This is a genomic window from Thioclava sp. DLFJ4-1 (assembly GCF_002020145.1).
Classification (GTDB): Bacteria; Pseudomonadota; Alphaproteobacteria; order Rhodobacterales; family Rhodobacteraceae; genus Thioclava; species Thioclava sediminum.
Genome location: NZ_MPZT01000005.1, coordinates 373780 through 390892, shown reverse-complemented (window position 1 = coordinate 390892; position 17113 = coordinate 373780). Strand labels below are relative to the sequence as shown.

17 protein-coding genes are annotated in these 17113 nt (G+C 63.8%); 8 read left to right on the top strand and 9 right to left on the bottom strand.

Annotated features, from left to right (window positions below; translation table 11 throughout):
* Nucleotides 1-313 precede the first annotated feature (313 nt).
* The gene (locus BMI85_RS17290; protein WP_078522049.1) at nt 314-1216 is read right to left on the bottom strand and encodes a LysR family transcriptional regulator; all 903 of its coding nucleotides are present in this window, start codon (nt 1214-1216) and stop codon (nt 314-316) included.
* Nucleotides 1217-1373: 157 nt separating this feature from the next.
* On the opposite strand from BMI85_RS17290, the gene BMI85_RS17285 reads away from it, so the two are divergent.
* The 3 genes from BMI85_RS17285 to murI all read left to right on the top strand — a co-directional run bounded on the left by BMI85_RS17285 (nt 1374) and on the right by murI (nt 6617).
* The gene (locus BMI85_RS17285; protein WP_078602150.1) at nt 1374-4784 is read left to right on the top strand and encodes an indolepyruvate ferredoxin oxidoreductase family protein; all 3411 of its coding nucleotides are present in this window, start codon (nt 1374-1376) and stop codon (nt 4782-4784) included.
* A 77-nt stretch (nt 4785-4861) separates the two neighbouring features.
* Entirely contained in the window at nt 4862-5764 is a 903-nt protein-coding gene (locus BMI85_RS17280; RefSeq protein WP_143595152.1) for a lysophospholipid acyltransferase family protein, read from the top strand.
* Between the two features lie 40 nt (nt 5765-5804).
* Complete coding sequence (gene murI, locus BMI85_RS17275; protein WP_078545045.1) at nt 5805-6617, top strand: glutamate racemase; 813 nt, start codon at nt 5805-5807, stop codon at nt 6615-6617.
* A gap of 18 nt (nt 6618-6635) precedes the next feature.
* Here murI and BMI85_RS17270 read toward each other — a convergent pair whose 3' ends face one another.
* On the bottom strand, nt 6636-7451 hold the full coding sequence (locus tag BMI85_RS17270) for a DUF805 domain-containing protein (protein ID WP_078602149.1): 816 nt from the start codon (nt 7449-7451) through the stop codon (nt 6636-6638).
* 103 nt (nt 7452-7554) lie between these two features.
* On the opposite strand from BMI85_RS17270, the gene argC reads away from it, so the two are divergent.
* The 4 genes from argC to BMI85_RS17250 all read left to right on the top strand — a co-directional run bounded on the left by argC (nt 7555) and on the right by BMI85_RS17250 (nt 10272).
* Nucleotides 7555-8583, top strand: a complete 1029-nt coding sequence (gene argC / locus BMI85_RS17265) for an N-acetyl-gamma-glutamyl-phosphate reductase (protein WP_078571554.1) — start codon at nt 7555-7557, stop codon at nt 8581-8583.
* A 63-nt stretch (nt 8584-8646) separates the two neighbouring features.
* Nucleotides 8647-9090, top strand: coding sequence for a cytochrome c maturation protein CcmE (ccmE, locus tag BMI85_RS17260; protein ID WP_078602148.1), 444 nt, complete (start codon nt 8647-8649; stop codon nt 9088-9090).
* An 85-nt stretch (nt 9091-9175) separates the two neighbouring features.
* Nucleotides 9176-9787 carry a holin-associated N-acetylmuramidase gene (locus tag BMI85_RS17255; protein ID WP_078602147.1) on the top strand — a complete coding sequence of 204 codons (612 nt, stop codon included), beginning with the start codon at nt 9176-9178 and terminating at the stop codon, nt 9785-9787.
* On the top strand, nt 9778-10272 hold the full coding sequence (locus BMI85_RS17250) for a holin family protein (RefSeq protein WP_078602146.1): 495 nt from the start codon (nt 9778-9780) through the stop codon (nt 10270-10272). Before BMI85_RS17255 ends, BMI85_RS17250 begins: the two co-directional genes overlap by 10 nt.
* Nucleotides 10273-10413: 141 nt before the next feature.
* Here the strand turns inward: BMI85_RS17250 and metG are convergent, their stop codons facing one another.
* On the bottom strand, nt 10414-12123 hold the full coding sequence (gene metG / locus BMI85_RS17245; protein ID WP_078602145.1) for a methionine--tRNA ligase: 1710 nt from the start codon (nt 12121-12123) through the stop codon (nt 10414-10416).
* A gap of 101 nt (nt 12124-12224) precedes the next feature.
* Complete coding sequence (locus BMI85_RS17240; RefSeq protein ID WP_078602144.1) at nt 12225-12686, bottom strand: GNAT family N-acetyltransferase; 462 nt, start codon at nt 12684-12686, stop codon at nt 12225-12227.
* Nucleotides 12687-12850: 164 nt separating this feature from the next.
* Between BMI85_RS17240 and BMI85_RS17235 the strand changes: the two genes are divergently transcribed.
* Nucleotides 12851-13561 carry a YoaK family protein gene (locus BMI85_RS17235; RefSeq protein WP_078602143.1) on the top strand — a complete coding sequence of 237 codons (711 nt, stop codon included), beginning with the start codon at nt 12851-12853 and terminating at the stop codon, nt 13559-13561.
* 85 nt (nt 13562-13646) lie between these two features.
* Here BMI85_RS17235 and rpmE read toward each other — a convergent pair whose 3' ends face one another.
* The 5 genes from rpmE to rimM all read right to left on the bottom strand — a co-directional run bounded on the left by rpmE (nt 13647) and on the right by rimM (nt 17059).
* Nucleotides 13647-13868: a 50S ribosomal protein L31 gene (gene rpmE / locus BMI85_RS17230; protein ID WP_078522037.1), complete on the bottom strand. Its 222-nt coding sequence runs from the start codon at nt 13866-13868 to the stop codon at nt 13647-13649.
* 11 nt (nt 13869-13879) lie between these two features.
* A complete protein-coding gene (gene rplS / locus BMI85_RS17225) occupies nt 13880-14257 on the bottom strand; it encodes a 50S ribosomal protein L19 (protein WP_075775806.1) in 378 nt (125 codons plus the stop codon).
* 673 nt (nt 14258-14930) lie between these two features.
* Nucleotides 14931-15740, bottom strand: coding sequence for a tRNA (guanosine(37)-N1)-methyltransferase TrmD (trmD, locus tag BMI85_RS17220; RefSeq protein ID WP_078602142.1), 810 nt, complete (start codon nt 15738-15740; stop codon nt 14931-14933).
* The gene (locus BMI85_RS17215; protein WP_078602141.1) at nt 15733-16548 is read right to left on the bottom strand and encodes a hypothetical protein; all 816 of its coding nucleotides are present in this window, start codon (nt 16546-16548) and stop codon (nt 15733-15735) included. Before BMI85_RS17215 ends, trmD begins: the two co-directional genes overlap by 8 nt.
* Before the next feature lie 4 nt (nt 16549-16552).
* Nucleotides 16553-17059, bottom strand: a complete 507-nt coding sequence (gene rimM, locus BMI85_RS17210) for a ribosome maturation factor RimM (RefSeq protein ID WP_078602140.1) — start codon at nt 17057-17059, stop codon at nt 16553-16555.
* Between the last annotated feature and the right edge of the window lie 54 nt (nt 17060-17113).

Sequence of the window (17113 nt, the reverse complement as noted above, 5' to 3'; positions counted from 1 at the left end):
TTTAAATGAACCTAAGGGGATAGTTGCGCGTAGGGCGGGGTTTGCGCGGTCGCGACCGCGTGAAGTTTCGTGAGGTCGGGGCTGTTGGGAGTGGCTCTCGCGCCCTGCGTGAAAGCCGCATCTGGGCGTTGGACAAAAAAAAGGCCGAGCAAAGCTCGGCCAAAGTCCAACAGGGAGGTAGAAGGTGCTGCGCCTTTCGGCACGGCCAACCCTTCTGAGCCTCATTTATGGGCAGTTTGTTAACGCATCAAGGGAAAACATGCTGCGGGCGCATCATGGCCGGTATGCGTTGCGGTAAAGTCGCGGTGCAACCCTAGGTTGAATCGCCCGCCTGGAAGCGCCGATAGTTGGTGATTTCTTCCTGAATGAAGTCGCGAAACGCGGTCACACGGCGCGACGAGCGTAGCTCTTCAGGGTAGGCGAGGAAGATCGGGATCTCGACCGATTCCAGATCGGGAAGCACCCGTTGCAGGTCGTTGAAGTCTGCAGTCAGGTAGTCAGGCAGGATGCCGATTCCGATATGGTTCAGGACCGCCTGCAGCACGCCGAAGTAGTTGTTCACCGTCAGCGTCGAGCTTTGATCGAAGGCCAGAACCTGACGCGCGAGCTGCGCGCCCGCCTGCACCTGCGGGGTGCGCGGGGTCTGGCAGATCAGGCGATGCTTGCGCAGATCCTCGATCTTTTCGGGCGAGCCCCATTTCGCGAGATACTCGGATGTCGCGTAGAGCCGCATCCGGATGTTCAGCAGGCGCTTACGGATCAGGTCGGCCTGCGCGGGCTCTTTCATGCGCACGGCGACGTCGGCCTCGCGCATCGGCAGGTCGAGAACACGCTCCTCCAGCATGAGGTCGATCTTCAGGTCGGGATACTTCTCGTAAAGCTTGGTCAGGCGCGGCGCGAGCCACAGCGTGCCGAAGCCCGTCGTGGTGGTCACGCGCAGCTCGCCGAACACTTCTTCTTCGCTGTCACGAATGCGTGCGGAGGCGCTATCGAGCTTTTTCGCCATCGACGAGGTGGCCTCGAACAGCAATTCGCCCTGCTCGGTGAGAATCAGTCCGCGGGCGTGACGGTGAAAAAGAGTCGTTCCGAGGGCCTCTTCGAGCGCCCGGATCTGTCTGCTCACGGCAGATTGAGACAGATGCAGTGCGTCGCCGGCATGAGTCAAAGACCCTGCATCGGCCACTGCGTGGAAGATTCTGAGCTTGTCCCAATCCATCAAGGTCACTTTCGCTTTATCATCTGCTGTTCCGCGCAAGTTTCTTTACATTAATCTCGAGGATTTACGAAACCGCTAAGTAACAATTTTCCGCTTTCTAGGTCAGATATTATGACCTACCATGTCTCCATGCCCAGTTAGCAAGGGGAGGTGCTTAATGGGAAGGCAAGAAATATCCCTAGCGGATCGGTTCGACCTTACGAAATCTCCGGTTTTGCTGAACGGGACGCAGGCTTTGGTGCGTCTCGTTCTGGCTCAGGCCGCGCGCGACAAGGCGGCGGGACTGCATACGGCCGGCTATGTGACAGGCTATCGCGGTTCGCCGCTCGGCGCTGTCGATTTGCAGATGGCGCGCGCCAAAACCGTTCTGGAAGAGAGCGATGTTCGCTTCGAGCCGGGCCTGAACGAAGACCTCGCGGCCACCGCGCTGTGGGGCTCGCAGCAGGCGGAATTGCGCGGCGAAGGCAAGTATGACGGCGTTTTCGGCCTTTGGTACGGCAAAGGACCGGGCGTCGATCGCTCTGGCGATGTGATGCGCCACGCCAATATGGCGGGCACATCGAAACATGGCGGCGTCCTGATGGCGATGGGCGACGATCACACCGGCGAATCCTCGACCGTGCTGCACCAGTCCGACTGGGCGATGGTCGATGCCTACATGCCGGTGCTGTCGCCCGCGGGCGTGCAGGAAATCCTCGATTTCGGGCTTTACGGCTATGCGCTGAGCCGCTTCGCCGGGGTCTGGGTGGGTCTGAAAACGATGAAGGATACGGTCGAAGCGACGGCAGTCGTCGACGGCGACCCCTTCCGTCAAGATTTCGTGATCCCTGACTTCAAGATGCCCGAAGGCGGGCTGAACATCCGTCTCGGCGATACGCCGGTCGCCCAAGAAGCGCGGATGATCGACTTCAAACGTTACGCGGCCGAGGCATTCGCCCGCGCGAACCGCATCGACAATCGCGTCTGGGGCAAGCCCGGGGCGAAGATCGGTCTGGTGGCGGCGGGCAAGAACTGGCTCGACCTGACCCATGCGCTCTCGCTGCTTGGCATCGACGAGGCCGAGGCCGAACGGCTCGGCATCACCACCTACAAGATCGGCCAGACCTTCCCGCTCGACATGACCTCGTTCCATGAATGGGCCGAGGGGCTGGAGCTGATCATCGTCGTCGAGGAAAAGCGCAAGCTGATCGAGGTGCAGGTCAAGGAGGCGATCTTCGACGACCGTCGCGGCCGCCGCGTCTATGGCTGGCACAAGGGCGACACCTGGGAGAATGGCCGTCAGGTGGAGCTGTTCCCGACGCGCTACGCGCTCGACCCGGTGATGATCGCGCGCAAGCTCGGCGACATCTTCATCGAAGAGGGCCGCGGCACGGATGCGATCAAGGCGGGTATCGAGAAGATCGAAGCCGCCCAACGCGCCGACAATGCGCCGGAGATCGCGACCCGCACGCCGTGGTATTGCTCGGGCTGCCCGCATAACAGCTCGACCAAGGTGCCCGAGGGCGAGCGCGCCTATGCCGGGATCGGCTGCCACTACATGGTGCAGTGGATGGGCCGGAACACCGAAGGCTTCACCCATATGGGCGGCGAGGGCGTGAACTGGGTCGGCGAGGCCCCGTTCTCCACGCGGGAGCATATGTTCCAGAACCTCGGCGACGGCACCTACAACCACTCGGGCGCGCAGGCGATCCGGGCGGCTTTGGCGGCCGGCACCAACATCACCTACAAGATCCTGTTCAACGATGCGGTTGCGATGACCGGCGGGCAGGAGAACGAGGGTGGGCTGACCGCGCAGCAGATCGCGTCTGAGATCGTGGCGATGGGCGTAAAGCCGGTCGTGGTGGTCTATGACGAGAAGGAAGAGCTGGACCTGTCCACCTTCCCCGCAGGCGTCGAGAAGGTCGAACGGGCCGAATTGATGGCCGTGCAGAAACGTCTGGCGAAGACGAAAGGCGTCTCGGCGCTAATCTATGTCCAGACCTGTGCCGCCGAGAAGCGTCGCCGCCGCAAGCGCGGCAAGTTCCCCGATCCGGACAAACGCGTCTTCATCAACACGGATGTCTGCGAAGGCTGCGGCGATTGCGGGGTGCAGTCGAACTGCGTCTCCATCGTGCCGGAAGAGACCGAACTGGGCACCAAACGCGCGATCGACCAGTCGTCGTGCAACAAGGACTTCCGTTGCCTCGACGGGTTCTGCCCGAGCTTTGTGACGCTGCACGGAGCGAAGGTGAAGAAGGCCGAGGCGCAGGCGCTCGACCTGCCGGACCTGCCCGAGCCCACACTGCCCGCGATCGACGGCACCCATAACGTGGTGATCACCGGCGTCGGCGGCACGGGCGTCGTGACCATCGGCGCGGTGCTCGCCATGGCTGCGCATATCGACGGCAAGGGCGCGGGCATGATGGAGATGGCCGGTCTCGCCCAGAAGGGCGGGGCGGTGCATATCCACCTGCGCATCGCGAACAAGCCCGAGGATATCTCGGCGATCCGCGTCGCCGTGGGCGAGGCCGATTGCGTGATCGGCGGCGATCTGGTGGTCTCCGCAGGCGCCAAGACGCTGGGGTTGATGACCACGGGCCGCACCGGTGCGGTCATCAACAGCCACGAGATCGTCACCGGCGAGTTCACCCGCAACCGCGACTTCCGCCTGCCGGGCGAACAGCTTCGGCTGAGCCTCGAGGCGCGGCTGAAGGATCGCGTGGCCTTTGCCGATACCTCGGAACTGGCGCGGCAGATGCTGGGCGACTCGATCTATTCGAACATGGTCGTGCTGGGGGCTGCGTGGCAGCAAGGCTACGTGCCGCTGACCCTCGAGGCGATCTTCGAGGCGATCGACCTGAACGGTGCCAAGCCCGCCGAGAACAAGCGCGCCTTCGATCTGGGGCGCTGGGCGATGGCGTTCCCGGCCGAGGCTGCGAAAGCGATGGCTGCTGAAGTGATGAAGGTCCCGGTCGATCCGGTCGAGTTCCGGGCCAACCATCTCGTCGACTACCAGAACAAGCGACTCGCCAAGCGTTTCCGCAAACTGGTGGACGAGGCGCCGTCGGAGCTGCGTGAGGCGGTCGCAAAGGGGTATCACAAGCTCTTGGCCTATAAGGACGAATACGAGGTCGCGCGGCTGCATCTGTCCACGGCAGAGAAGGCACGGGCCGAGTTCGAGGGCGATTTCGAGATGCACTTCCATCTCGCCCCGCCGATCCTGTCCAAGGAAGGCTCGGACGGTCGCCCGAAGAAGCGTGAATTCGGCCCCGGCATGGAGCGCAACTTCCGTCTTCTGGCGAAGCTGAAAGGGCTGCGTGGCACGCCGTTCGATCCCTTCGGCTATGCCGCCGAGCGCAAGATGGAGCGCGCGCTGATCAAGCAATACGAGGCCGACATGTCCGAAGTGCTGCCCAAGGTCACGCCAGACACGATGGAGATCGCGCGCGAACTGGTCGAGCTGCCGCTGACCATCCGGGGCTTCGGCCCGGTCAAGGCACAGGCCGAGCAAATGGCGGCGAAGCGGCGCGAGGAATTGCTCGCCGTTTTCCGCGCAGGCGGTACTCCGCAGAAAATGGCTGCCGAGTGAGGGCTGTCATCTGAGTGTCGTACCTTCGTGACATGGCGCTGGCAGAGTGAAGCCAGCCCATGTTGCGGAGGTTCGAGATGACCGCCACCCCGATGGCCCCCCGGACGCCTGTCCGCCACGCCACACAGGAAATATCCTATGCTTGGTCCGCGCGCTCGAAAGGCGCGCGGGTTCTGATCCGCGCGATGGAGAACGCGACCGGACGGATCGGGGTGATCCGGCGAGCACGCGGCTACGAGCACGACATCGCGCAAGGCGCGGATTTCTGGCAGGTGATGGCCGAGCGCTACGGGCTGCAGATCGACGTGACCCGCGGCGCGCTGGCCAATATCCCGCAGACCGGGCCGCTGGTGCTGATCGCCAACCACCCTTACGGCATTCTCGACGGGCTGATCATGGGCCTGCTGCTGTCGCGCATCCGCGGCGACTTCCGCATCCTCGCCCATAACGTCTTCAAGCGCGCCGAAGAGATCGACCGGATCATCCTGCCGGTGGATTTCTCCGAAACCAAAGAAGCCATGAAGGCCAATCTGCGCACCCGTTCGGACGCCCTGCGCTACCTCGGCGATGGCGGCGCGATCGGGGTGTTTCCGGGCGGCACGGTCTCGACCGCGGCCAAGCCCTTCGGTGCGCCGATGGATCCGGGCTGGCGCAATTTCACGGCCAAGATGATCGCGAAATCCGAGGCGACCGTGGTGCCGGTCTTCTTCGAGGGCCATAACAGCCGCCTGTTCCAGCTGGCGAGCCATCTGCATTACAGCCTGCGCATGGGGCTGATGATCCGCGAGTTCAAACGCCACGCCAATCGCCCGGTGCGCCTCTGCGTCGGCGAGCCGATCCCGCAGGACGATCTCGCACCGCTGCGTGAGAGCCCGAAACAGATGATGGATTTCCTGCGCCGTGCGACGTATGACTTGTCGCCGACTCCCTTGAAGTCTTACGGCTATGGCTTCGAGTTCGAGGCGAAATATAGAAACTGACCGGCGCCTGTTGCGGCCCGGACGGGAGAGGGGCGCGAGCATGGCAGTAGGCGTTTTCGATTCAGGTCTGGGCGGGCTGACAGTCTATGATGCCTGCGCCAAGCGGCTGCCGGACATGGCCTTTTGTTATTATGGCGATAACGCCCATGCGCCTTACGGGGTGCGCGATGCCGATGACATCTTCAACCTGACCTGCGCGGGCGTCGAACGGCTCTGGGAGGAAGGCTGTGATCTGGTGATCCTCGCCTGTAACACCGCCTCTGCCGCCGCGTTGAAACGGATGCAGGAGACCTGGATCCCCGAGGGCAAGCGCGTGCTGGGGGTGTTCGTGCCGATGATCGAGGCGCTGACCGAACGCAAATGGGGCGACAACTCCCCGCCGCGCGAAGTGGCGGTGAAACATGTGGCGCTGTTTGCGACACCCGCGACGGTGGCGAGCCGCGCGTTCCAGCGCGAACTGGCCTTCCGCGCGATTGGCGTCGATGTCGAGGCGCAACCCTGCGGCGGCGTGGTCGATGCGATCGAGACCGGCGACGAAATTCTCGCCGAAGCGCTGGTGAAATCCCATGTCGAGGCGCTCAAGCGTCGGATGCCGAAGCCCGAGGCCGCGATCTTGGGTTGCACCCATTACCCGCTGATGCAGAAGACCTTCCAGGAAGCGCTGGGCCCGAGCGTGGACGTCTACAGCCAGGCCAATCTGGTGGCCGAGAGCCTCGCGGATTACCTTGAGCGTCGCCCCGAATTCAGAGGTGCGGGCACGGAATCGAAATTCCTGACAACCGGCGATCCAGCCTCGGTGTCGAGCCACGCGACGCAATTCCTGCGCTACGCGATCCGGTTCGAAGCGGCCTGAGCCGCCACGCCTCAGGGGTCAGCCGAAACGGTTTTCGCCGTATGTGCCCCTGAGCAGCATGAAGACGAAGAGCATGATGCCCCAAACCAGCATCACAATGGCCCAGAGCATCGTCAGCATCCCCATCGACGCGAAAATGGCGTCCGGGTCTCGGATGCCCGAGGAGATGGCGAGGAAGGCGATCACGAAGCCGCCCAAGAAGCTCATCAGGATGTAAAGCCCGAACCACCAGCCAGAGCGGTTCGTGTCATGTAGTCGGCGCACCGTTACCGAGACCGAGGGCAGGAAGGTCGCGATGGAGATCACCGCGCTGATTGCGGCCCCGTCCTGACCCATCGAGGCCTCCGCAAAGCCGCCCGCGAACCCCGCCAGCGTCACGAACAGCACGAACCACCAATATTCTGACCGGCTCGCCCGACCTTTGAAGGTCACGTATTTCCGGAAGCAGACCTTGATCGCCTCGAAGAAGCCGCGCGAAGGCGCCCCGGCATACATCCCGTCCGAGCCAATCCCGCGCTTCGCGCGCTCGCGTTCGATCGAGGCATCGGCATAGGCGCGGGGATCGGCGGAGGAGAGCTTGCCCTCCTGCTGATGGCGCTGCGCAATGCGGGCCGCGTAATTCGTCGCGCCGCTATGCGGGTCGGCGCCCGTGGCCGCAGTGTCCGGGGCTCGCCGGAAGAAGTGATCGCCCGCAGGCTCCCATCCTTCCATTCCGTCTTGCCAAACCATCGTTTCGGGTTTGATACGACCTGCCCGCACCATATCCGTCATATGTTCTGCGGGGAACGGACCGACGGGATCTTTCCCATCGGCGTAATACCACTGCTCTGCCACGGCCTGCCTCGTTCACTGTCGGACGTCACTCCGGTTCACACGGAGTTTATTTGAGTGTGAGCTTAGGGTAAGGGAGAGCCGAGCGACAAGCGCGGAGGTTGATATGACGAAGAAAATCGCGATTCTGGGCGCGTCGGGCTACACCGGCGCCGAACTCGTCCGGCTGATCGCCACCCATCCGAATATGGACATCGTGGCCCTCTCGGGCGAGCGAAAGGCCGGTATGGCGATGGGCGACGTGTTCCCGCATCTGCGCCATCTGGGCCTGCCCGATCTGGTGAAGATCGAAGAGATCGACTTTTCGAATGTCGATCTGGCCTTCTGCGCGCTGCCGCATGCGACCTCGCAGGCGGTGATCAAGGAGCTGCCGCGCGATCTGAAGATCGTGGACCTCTCGGCCGATTTCCGGCTGCGCGATCCGGCCGAATACGAGAAGTGGTATGGCAAGCCCCATGCCGCGGTCGAGCTGCAGAAAGAGGCGGTCTACGGCCTGACCGAGTTCTACCGCGACGCGATTCGCGAGGCGCGGCTGGTTGCGGGCACGGGCTGTAATGCCGCTGCGGGCCAATTCGCGATCCGTCCGCTGATCGAAGCCGGCGTGATCGACCTCGACGACATCATCCTCGATCTGAAGAACGGGGTTTCCGGCGCGGGCCGCTCGCTGAAGGAAAACCTGCTGCACGCAGAGCTGTCGGGCGGTGTCGCGCCCTATTCGCAAGGCGGCAAGCACCGTCACCTTGGCGAATTCGATCAGGAATTCAGCGCCTTGGCGGGTCGCCCCGTAATGGTGCAATTCACCCCGCATCTGGCGCCCTTCAACCGCGGCATCCTCGCCTCGGCCTATGTGAAGGGCGAGCCCGAGGCCGTCTACAAGGCACTGGCGGACCGCTATGCAGACGAAATCTTCATGGAGATGCTACCTTTCGGCGCAGTTCCGTCCACCAGGTCTGTAACTGGCTCCAATTATGCCCATATTGGTGTATCAGGAGACAGGATCCCCGGGCGCGCGCTCGTGGTCGTGGCCATCGACAACCTCTGCAAGGGGTCGTCGGGACAAGCGATCCAGAACGCGAACCTTATGCTCGGGCTGGAGGAAAGCGAAGGGCTGATGCTCGCCCCCGTCTTCCCTTGATCCGCGTCAATGGCAAGGCCGGCGCGGTAAGGTAGACGAAGCGGCATCTGAGGAGGCGAAGAGATGAAGAGTCTGAAGAAAAAACGTCGTATCCAGGTGCTCAGCGTAGCGGCGCTGGCCTTGGTGGTCGCGACCGTCACGATCGGCTATTCGATGCGCGGCGGCATCAACTTCTTCCGTGCGCCTTCGCAGCTTGCCACCGAACCGCCGCAGCCCGGCGAGGTGTTCCGCCTCGGCGGGCTGGTCGAGAAAGGCTCGCTCAAGCGCGGTCAGGGCGAGGTCATCGAATTCAAGGTCACCGATGGCGGCGCGACCGTCCCGGTGAAATTCGCGGGCGTCCTGCCGGACCTCTTCAAAGAGGGTCAGGGCATGATCGGCACCGGCAAGATGGAAGGCGACACGTTCGTCGCCTCCGAAATTCTCGCCAAGCATGACGAGAATTACATGCCCAAGGAAGTCGTCGACGCGCTGAAGGAACAGGGCGTCTACGAGGGCCCGTCCTCCTGATCGCAACCCCGGCGAACGCTCTCTTTTAGCACTCTTAACCGCCCGGCCCGAGCCTGCCTGATGTTGTCATCAACGGAGGCAGGCCATGAAATCGGTCACCCAGATCGCGGCGGAGATCGTCGCGCGCGAAGGCGGTTATGTCGATGATCCGGACGATCCGGGCGGTGCGACCAAGCACGGCGTCACGCTCGGAACCCTGCGCCGGTTGGGGCGCGATCTGACCGGCGATGGCCGGGTGGACGAGATGGATATCCGCGCGCTCGACCCGGGCCACGCCGCCGAGATTTTCATCGAGCATTACTACAAGAGCCCGCGCATCGACCGGTTGCCGCCCTCGGTGCAGGCCCCGGTCTTCGACATGTATGTGAACGCAGGCGGCAATGCGGTCGTCATCCTGCAGCGCCTGCTGGGCGACATGGGTCAGCGCGTCGTGGTGGACGGGATCATCGGCCCGCAGACCATCGCCGCCGCCGAACTCGCCGATGCAGCCGCGCCCGGCTACTTCGCCGATGCCTACGGGATCGCGCGGCGCAACTATTACTACCGGATCGCCGATGCGCGGCCCGCAAGCCGCAAATACGCGACGACGCGGGCGGGCGGGAAGGGCGGCTGGATCCGCCGCGCCGAGGAGTTCATCTCGCCGCGCTTTCACCTCACGGAGGGCGAGCATCGCAAGCGGGTGGCGAAATGGGCGTGATCGAGAAATTGCTCGGCGGCGCAGGCGCGGTAAAGGCGGCGGGCGAGGCCGCAAGCTCGGTGGCGGAGGTTTTCGTGCCCAATGCCACGAAGAAGCTCGAGGCCGCGCAGGTCGCCTATCTCGCAGCGCTTCAGGAGCACGGGGCGGAGTTCGAATTCTTTCGCCCCGGCCGCTTCGATCGCATCGTCAACGGCCTTAACCGGCTGCCACGCCCGGTGCTCGCATTCGGGATCGTGGGGCTTTTCGTCTATGCGATGCTCAACCCGGTCGGCTTCGCGCAACGCATGGTGGGTCTGGGCTACGTTCCCGAGCCGCTCTGGTGGCTTCTGGGCGCGGTGGTCAGCTTCTATTTCGGCGCGCGCGAGGCGCATTATTTCCGGATGAAGAAGGTGCCGGCTGTGCCTCCCGCAGCGCTCGCTGCCACTTCGTCAGAGGAAAACGCCGCGCTCTCGGCCTGGCGGGCGGGCGAGAAACCGGCCGGGTAGGGGGCGCTGCCCCCGCTCCCTGCGGGAGCTCCCCCGGGATATTTGAGGCAGTTGGAAGAGGGCAGGTCCTTGCTTCCAATTGCCGGAAATATCCCGGGGTGAATTCGCGAAAGCGAAGAGGGGCGGAGCCCCTGATGCGTCTCAGTCGCGGGTGCCTGCGAAGCGTTCCTGCCACTCTTCGCGCTCTTCATCCGTGATCTTGCGGAAGAGCACCTCGGGGGTGGTGAAGGTGTGGCCTGCGGGCAGCGCTTCGAGCGCGGATTTCACATCGCCCGGCCAACCGCGATCCGCGTCGCCCATCGCGTCGAGCATGATCTTCGCCGCATCGGGAATGAAGGGCGCGGAGAGCACCGCATAGATCGGGATCAGGTTCAGCGCGAGCCGTGCGATGGCGGCCGCCTGATCGGGATCGGTCTTGAACACAGACCACGGTGCCGACGCCTGCAGGTATTCGTTGCCCGCGACCCAGATTCCGCGCAGCTCCATCGCCGCCTTGCGGATATCCTTCTCTTCCATATGCGTCTCGTAGGCGCGGATGCGGGTGGTCAGATCCTCGATCAGGGCCGCTTCCTGCTCGCCCCAGTTGCCGCCTTCCGGGATCGCCTCGCCGAATTTCGAGCGGGTGAACTTGGTGATCCGGCTGACGAAGTTGCCCAGCACATCGGCGAGGTCCTTGTTCGCCGAAACCTGGAAATTCTCCCAGGTGAATTCGGCATCCGCGCTTTCGGGCGCGTGGGACAACAGCCACCAACGCCAGTAATCGGCGGGCAGAAGCTCCAGTGCCTGATCCATGAAGACGCCACGACCGCGCGAGGTCGAGAACTGGCCGCCATCGTAGTTCAGGTAGTTGAACGACTTGATGTAATCGACGAGCTTCCACGGCTCGCCCGAGCCGAGGATCGTCGCGGGGAAGCTGAGCGTGTGGAAGGGCACGTTATCCTTGCCCATGAACTGGGTGTAGGTCACGTCCTCCGCGCCCTTGTCGGTGCGCCACCAGCGTTCCCAGTCGCCGCCCGTCTTCTCGGTCCATTCCTCGGTCGCGGCGATATATTCGATCGGCGCGTCGAACCAGACATAGAAGACCTTGCCGTCCATGCCCGACCACGGCGCACCCTCGAATTGCGCGGGCACGCCCCAGCTGAGGTCGCGGGTGATGCCGCGGTCCTGCAGCCCGTCGCCGTCATGGAGCCATTTCTTCGCGATCGAGGTGGTCAGCACCGGCCAGTCGGACTTGCTGTCGATCCACGCATCCAGCCGGTTTTTCATCGCCGACTGGCGCAGGAACAGGTGCTTGGTCTCGCGCATCTCCAGATCGGTCGAACCCGAGATCGTGGAATGCGGGTTGATCAGGTCCACCGGGTCGAGCTGCTTGGTGCAGTTGTCGCATTGATCGCCGCGCGCGCTCTCGAAGCCGCAATTGGGGCAGGTGCCCTCGATATAGCGGTCGGGCAGGAAGCGCCCGTCGGCCTTGGAATACATCTGGGTTTCCGAGACTTCGCGGATCAGCCCGGCTTCGGCCAGCTTCACCGCGAAATGCTGCGTCAGGCGATGGTTCTGCGGGCTGGACGAGCGCCCGAAGTGATCGAAGCTGAGCCGGAAGCCTTCCGCGATCTTCGCCTGCACCTCGTGCATCTCCGCGCAGTACTCGGCGACCGGCTTGCCCGCTTTCGCTGCCGCCAGTTCGGCAGGGGTGCCGTGCTCGTCGGTGGCGCAGATGAACATCACCTCGTTGCCCCGCGCGCGCTGGTAGCGGGCGAAGAGATCAGCCGGCAGCTGCGAGCCCACGAGATTGCCGAGGTGCTTGATGCCGTTGATATAGGGAATGGCCGAGGTAATGAGATGGCGCGCCATGTAGGACCCTCTTGCTGTGGAGCGTTTGAGCGCGGGTTTACTAGGGAATCATGGGAAGGGCTAGGGGGGAGCGCCGAGACGCACCGCTTGCGGCTTTGCGATCAGTCGAGCGTGTAGACCTTGCCGATTGCGTCGTCGGTTTCGCGCCATGTCTCGAAGCCCGCTTGGCCGTAATAGGCAAGCGCAGCAGCGTTCTCTGCGCCGATATAGGCTTCGATCTTCACAAGGCCTGCGCCGCGTGCCGCGCTCAGGCTCCACGCCCACAATCTGCGCCCGACACCGCGCCGCGCGGCCGAGGGGCGTACATGTGTGCCGATGATGCCCCAGCCTTCCGGTGTGCCGTAGGGATTGCCCGCGCGCGCATGTTTGAGCGACTGGAGGCCGAGGGCCTGGCCGTCGCGGTCCTCACAGATCGCGCAGCGGATGAGGTCGGGATGCGCCAGATAATGCGACCGCACGAATTCCGCGTCGCTGGCTTTGCTGCGCTGGCCCGAGTTCACTAGCTCTTCGAGCACGTCGGCCAAGGCTGCGGCGTCTGCGGGCGTGGCGTTTCGGGTTCTCACGGGCGGCTCCTATCAATTGTCTGAAATCGCGCGTGACTGTGGAAGCGGGGCCTTTCGGGGGCAAATCACGAGACGAGGCGCATTGCGCCACGCCTCCAAGGCTTGCTTTTGCGCGGGTGGCGTCGATAGTCGGGGCGAGACGGAGTGAGCGTAGGGGGCAAGCGGTGCTGATACATGCCGGAGACGATCGGAGCGTTTCGATCGACCTCGCGCTGGCGATCTGGCTGGCGCTGGTCGCGGGTGCGGTGAATGCGGCCGGGTTCCGGGCGCTTGGCTATTTCTCTGCCAACATGACCGGGAATGTCTCGACCGCGACCGACCTGCTCGCGCTCGGGCGGTTCGGCACGGCGATCTGGTTCCTGCTGCTGCTTCTGGCCTTCGTCTTCGGAGCCTTCGCCTCCGGGGTGCTGATCGATGTCGGGCAGCGCCGGCGGCTGCACGGGATCTACGCGCTGTCGATCCTGCTGGAGGCCGGACTTCTGATCGTGCTGACGATCCTGGACATGGTCTGGGCCGCGGCGATGAGCGAGCATCTGATGATGATCGGGCTCAGCTTCCTGATGGGGCTGCAGAACGCGGCGAGCACGAAAATCTCGGACGGGCGGGTGCGCACGAGCCATGTGTCCGGCATCGCGACCGATCTGGGGCTTGAGCTTGCGGCGCTTTTGCCGGGCGCGCGCGATGCGGAGACCAGACAGGTGCTGCGATCGCGGCTCCTTCTGCATGTCGCGACGCTGTGTTCCTTCTTCGCGGGCGGCATCGCAGGCGTGCTGGGATATGAGCGCATCGGCCCGATGATCTTCGCGCTGGCGGCGGCGCTGCTGATCGTCATCGCCGTGCCGGAACTGCGCAAGGTCTATCGCGGGGGGCGGTGAGCCTCCCCGCTATGAGCGAAAGGGACGCGCATGAAAAAGGGCGCCCGCGAGGCGCCCATTTCCGTAACAGTCATGCAGCTCAGGCTTAGAAGCCGAGGCCGGCATACTTGTTCTTGAACTTCGACACGCGACCACCGGTGTCCATGAGGCGCGACGAACCACCGTTCCACGCCGGGTGCGAGGTCGGGTCGATGTCGAGGGTGAGGGTGTCGCCCTCGGAGCCCCAGGTCGAGCGGGTCTGATACTCGGTCCCGTCGGTCATCTTGACGGTGATCGTGTGGTAGTCCGGATGGGTTTCGGCTTTCATCGTCCCGCTCCTTATTTCGCAGCTTTGGGCTTGTAATGGGTGTCTTCGGCGATACGAGCCGACTTACCGCGACGAGCGCGCAGGTAGTACAGCTTGGCGCGACGCACGCGGCCACGGCGGACCACTTCGATCGAGTCGATGTTGGTCGAATACAGCGGGAACACACGCTCCACGCCTTCGCCGAAGGAGATCTTGCGCACGGTGAACGAAGCCGCCAGCGTGTCGCCGCCCTTGCGCGAGATGCAGACGCCTTCATAGGCCTGCACGCGCGAACGGGTGCCTTCGGTCACTTTGTAGCCGACGCGAATGGTGTCACCGGCTTTGAAATCCGGGATGGTCTTGTTGAGCTCGGCGATTTGTTCCGCCTCGAGCTGTGCGATCAGGTTCATCGCAACGTCCTTTCACATGCTCACGGTTTGTCCCGTGAAGGTTTCGCCGCCTCAGAGCTCCGCGTCTTCATCGGGTCCGGTCGCCTTTTCAGGGTCGCGCCCGCGGGAGATTTCAGGTCGTCTTTCGCTTTTTGCGCCCTTCGCCGGTGCCGTGACGCGGACCGAAGAAGGCTCCGCCGGGCAACAGCAAAAGGGTCCGAGGGCCGATTCCGGTCCGGACCCGCGCGTATTACGGGGAAATGGGTAACGGATCAAGGGGGAAGTGGGGGTGGCGAGGTTCGCTATGCGGACGAGGCGAACATCTGGTATCGTTTGGGAACCTGAGGTTCGACGGACCTAGGCGCCTGCGAAAATCTGATTGGAAAGCAAACAGAAGCCGGGAGGAACATACAGTGCAACCAAAAGGACTTATCTTGCTTGTATGCGTGCTACCAATCGCAGCGGTCGGTTGTACGCCATCCCTGAACTCTGGCCCTGTGATAATAGGCTCGACAGCCACCGGTGATCTAATGACGCCAGAGGCGGCGGAGTTGAAATGTCAGGAAATCGGGAAAAAATCTACACTTCGGATTACACAAAGCCGGACCGATAATGTCTGTATTTAGGTATAGATTCAAAGTGTTGAGCCAAGGGGTGCGAGGCTTCTAGGTGCACCTTGGGCTTCAACTGGCCCTCACTCCCCACGCTTCTCCCACAGATCCGGTCGCCGTTCCTGCGTGAGCTTTTCGCTCATCTCGCGGCGCCACTCTTCGATCTTCTTGTGGTTTCCCGAGGTCAGGACCTCGGGGATGGTGCGGCCTTCCCATTCGGCGGGGCGGGTGTATTGGGGATGCTCCAGCAGCCCGCTGGAATGGCTTTCCTCGACCGCGCTCTCGGCATTGCCGAGCGCGCCCGGCAGCAGACGCACGGTGGCGTCGATCAGCACTTGCGCGGCCACCTCGCCACCCGTCAGGACGAAATCGCCGATCGAGACTTCCTCGACGCCGAAATGTTCCAGCACGCGCTCGTCCACGCCCTCGAACCGCCCGCAGAGAAGCGTCATGCCGTCGGCCTCGGCGAAGCGGCGCGCCATCTCCTGCGTCAGCGGCTTGCCGCGCGGCGAGAGATAGACGACCGGCCAGCGGGCGCGGTCATCCGGCGTGCCGTGAGCGGCCTGCTTGAGCGCCTCACCCACCACATCGGCGCGCAGCACCATGCCCGCGCCGCCGCCGGCGGGCGTGTCGTCCACATTGCGGTGTTTGCCGATGCCGAAGGGGCGCAGGTCGATCGTCTCCAGCGCCCAGAGGCCCAGATCGCGGGCGCGGCCCAGAAGGCTCAGGCCCAGCGTGCCGGGGAAGGCTTCGGGGAAGAGCGTGACGATCTTCGCAGTCCATGCGCCTTTGAGCCGCGGCGGCTCGTCCATCAACGAGCTGGGCTTGCGCGTCGGCGAGATCGTCAGGCGGCCATGCGACTTGGTTGCGAGCTTGGGTTTGTCGTCACTCATCGGATTTCGCCTCTGCCTCTTCGCGCCATGCGGCTCGCAATATGGCGCGCTTTTTCTCTTTTGTAGCCTCGCGCGGCAACCCTTCAGCGTTGATTGCGGCGAGTTGGTCGGCGAGCGCCGCCCGGTCCACCCTCCGCGGGCGTGCATTGGCCGTGACCCCGGCTCCGAGCGACGCGCGCGCCTCGGGCGGCACGCCCATCAGATCGAGGAGCGGCGTCAGCGGGCCGTGGGGATTGTCGCGGGCTTCGTCGAGCATCACCCATGTCACCGGGGCGGGGTCCACAGTGCTCACGATCTCGCGCAGAACGGGGGCGAGGTCGAAGCCCGACAGCCGGGTGCGGAAGCTGTCGAGCGTGTCTGTCAACATGCCGCTGCGCACATGCTGCCAATGCAGGCTCTCGATCCACGCGGTCTTTTCGCGGGTGGTCAAGAAGAGCTGCAACTCCAGCGCGTCTTCGTATTTCGCGCGGAATACCTCGGCCAGCGCGCCCATCAGGGCGGGCGTCGCGGAATAGTCCAGCACGCCATCGCGGCCCGGCATATGGCCTGCGAGCCCTTCGATCGAGATCACGGCCTGCGTGGTGTCTTCGGAGAGGGCGTCGGCCCAACTGGCCAGCGCGGCCTGATAGAGCCCCAATTCGAACGGGTCGCGGGTCAGTGAAAAGGCGCGGGCTGCGGCGGCTGCGTCGGGAATATCTTCGCGGAGCGCAATCGCCCAATCTGGCAGATGGGCGCTGACTTCGCGCAGTCCGGTCTGGATCGTGGAGGTTCCGGTCTTGTGAAAGCCCGGATGGACGATCACGCGCATCCGATTACAGATCCTCGGGCGGGTCGGCGACGATACGCTGCGCGGCGAGGTCCACGGTCGGCACGATGGCCTTGGTGAAGGGCAGCAGCAGCGCCTGTTTGCGCCCGGGCGCGTAGATCTCGAGAATGTCGCCCGCGCCGTGATTGTGGACCGCGCGCACGGTGCCGATCTTGGTGCCGCCGGTATCCACGACCGTCAGTCCGATCAGGTCGGCATGATAGAATTCGTCGTCAGGAAGCGAGGGCAGCTTGTCGCGGTCGGCCCAAAGGGTCACTCCGCGCAGCGCATCGGCCTCTTCCTTCGTGGCCACGCCCGACAGCCGTGCGCCAAGACCGTTCTTCAGGCCCCGCGTCAGCGTCACGTCGAACTGGCGCGCGCCGTCTTCGGTATAAAGCGGGGCGTAGCCCACGATATCCTCGGGTTCGGCGCAGAAACTCTTGAGGCGCACTTCGCCCTGCACGCCGAAAGCTCCGGCGATGGCACCCACGCAGACGCGTTCGGGTTGGGTCATGATGCGATCCTCTGTGCTAGATCGGATGGGGCAGGGGCCGGGCACATATCGCGC

Excerpts from the sequence above, each read along its gene's own strand:
- BMI85_RS17255 (WP_078602147.1), top strand. The coding sequence starts at position 9,176 with ATGAAATCGGTCACCCAGATCGCGGCGGAGATCGTCGCGCGCGAAGGC.
- BMI85_RS17285 (WP_078602150.1), top strand. The coding sequence starts at position 1,374 with ATGGGAAGGCAAGAAATATCCCTAGCGGATCGGTTCGACCTTACGAAA.
- murI (WP_078545045.1), top strand. The coding sequence starts at position 5,805 with ATGGCAGTAGGCGTTTTCGATTCAGGTCTGGGCGGGCTGACAGTCTAT.
- argC (WP_078571554.1), top strand. The coding sequence starts at position 7,555 with ATGACGAAGAAAATCGCGATTCTGGGCGCGTCGGGCTACACCGGCGCC.
- ccmE (WP_078602148.1), top strand. The coding sequence starts at position 8,647 with ATGAAGAGTCTGAAGAAAAAACGTCGTATCCAGGTGCTCAGCGTAGCG.
- rplS (WP_075775806.1), bottom strand. The coding sequence starts at position 14,257 with ATGAACCTGATCGCACAGCTCGAGGCGGAACAAATCGCCGAGCTCAAC.
- BMI85_RS17280 (WP_143595152.1), top strand. The coding sequence starts at position 4,862 with ATGACCGCCACCCCGATGGCCCCCCGGACGCCTGTCCGCCACGCCACA.
- BMI85_RS17290 (WP_078522049.1), bottom strand. The coding sequence starts at position 1,216 with ATGGATTGGGACAAGCTCAGAATCTTCCACGCAGTGGCCGATGCAGGG.
- BMI85_RS17250 (WP_078602146.1), top strand. The coding sequence starts at position 9,778 with ATGGGCGTGATCGAGAAATTGCTCGGCGGCGCAGGCGCGGTAAAGGCG.
- BMI85_RS17215 (WP_078602141.1), bottom strand. The coding sequence starts at position 16,548 with ATGCGCGTGATCGTCCATCCGGGCTTTCACAAGACCGGAACCTCCACG.
- trmD (WP_078602142.1), bottom strand. The coding sequence starts at position 15,740 with ATGAGTGACGACAAACCCAAGCTCGCAACCAAGTCGCATGGCCGCCTG.
- rpmE (WP_078522037.1), bottom strand. The coding sequence starts at position 13,868 with ATGAAAGCCGAAACCCATCCGGACTACCACACGATCACCGTCAAGATG.
- metG (WP_078602145.1), bottom strand. The coding sequence starts at position 12,123 with ATGGCGCGCCATCTCATTACCTCGGCCATTCCCTATATCAACGGCATC.
- rimM (WP_078602140.1), bottom strand. The coding sequence starts at position 17,059 with ATGACCCAACCCGAACGCGTCTGCGTGGGTGCCATCGCCGGAGCTTTC.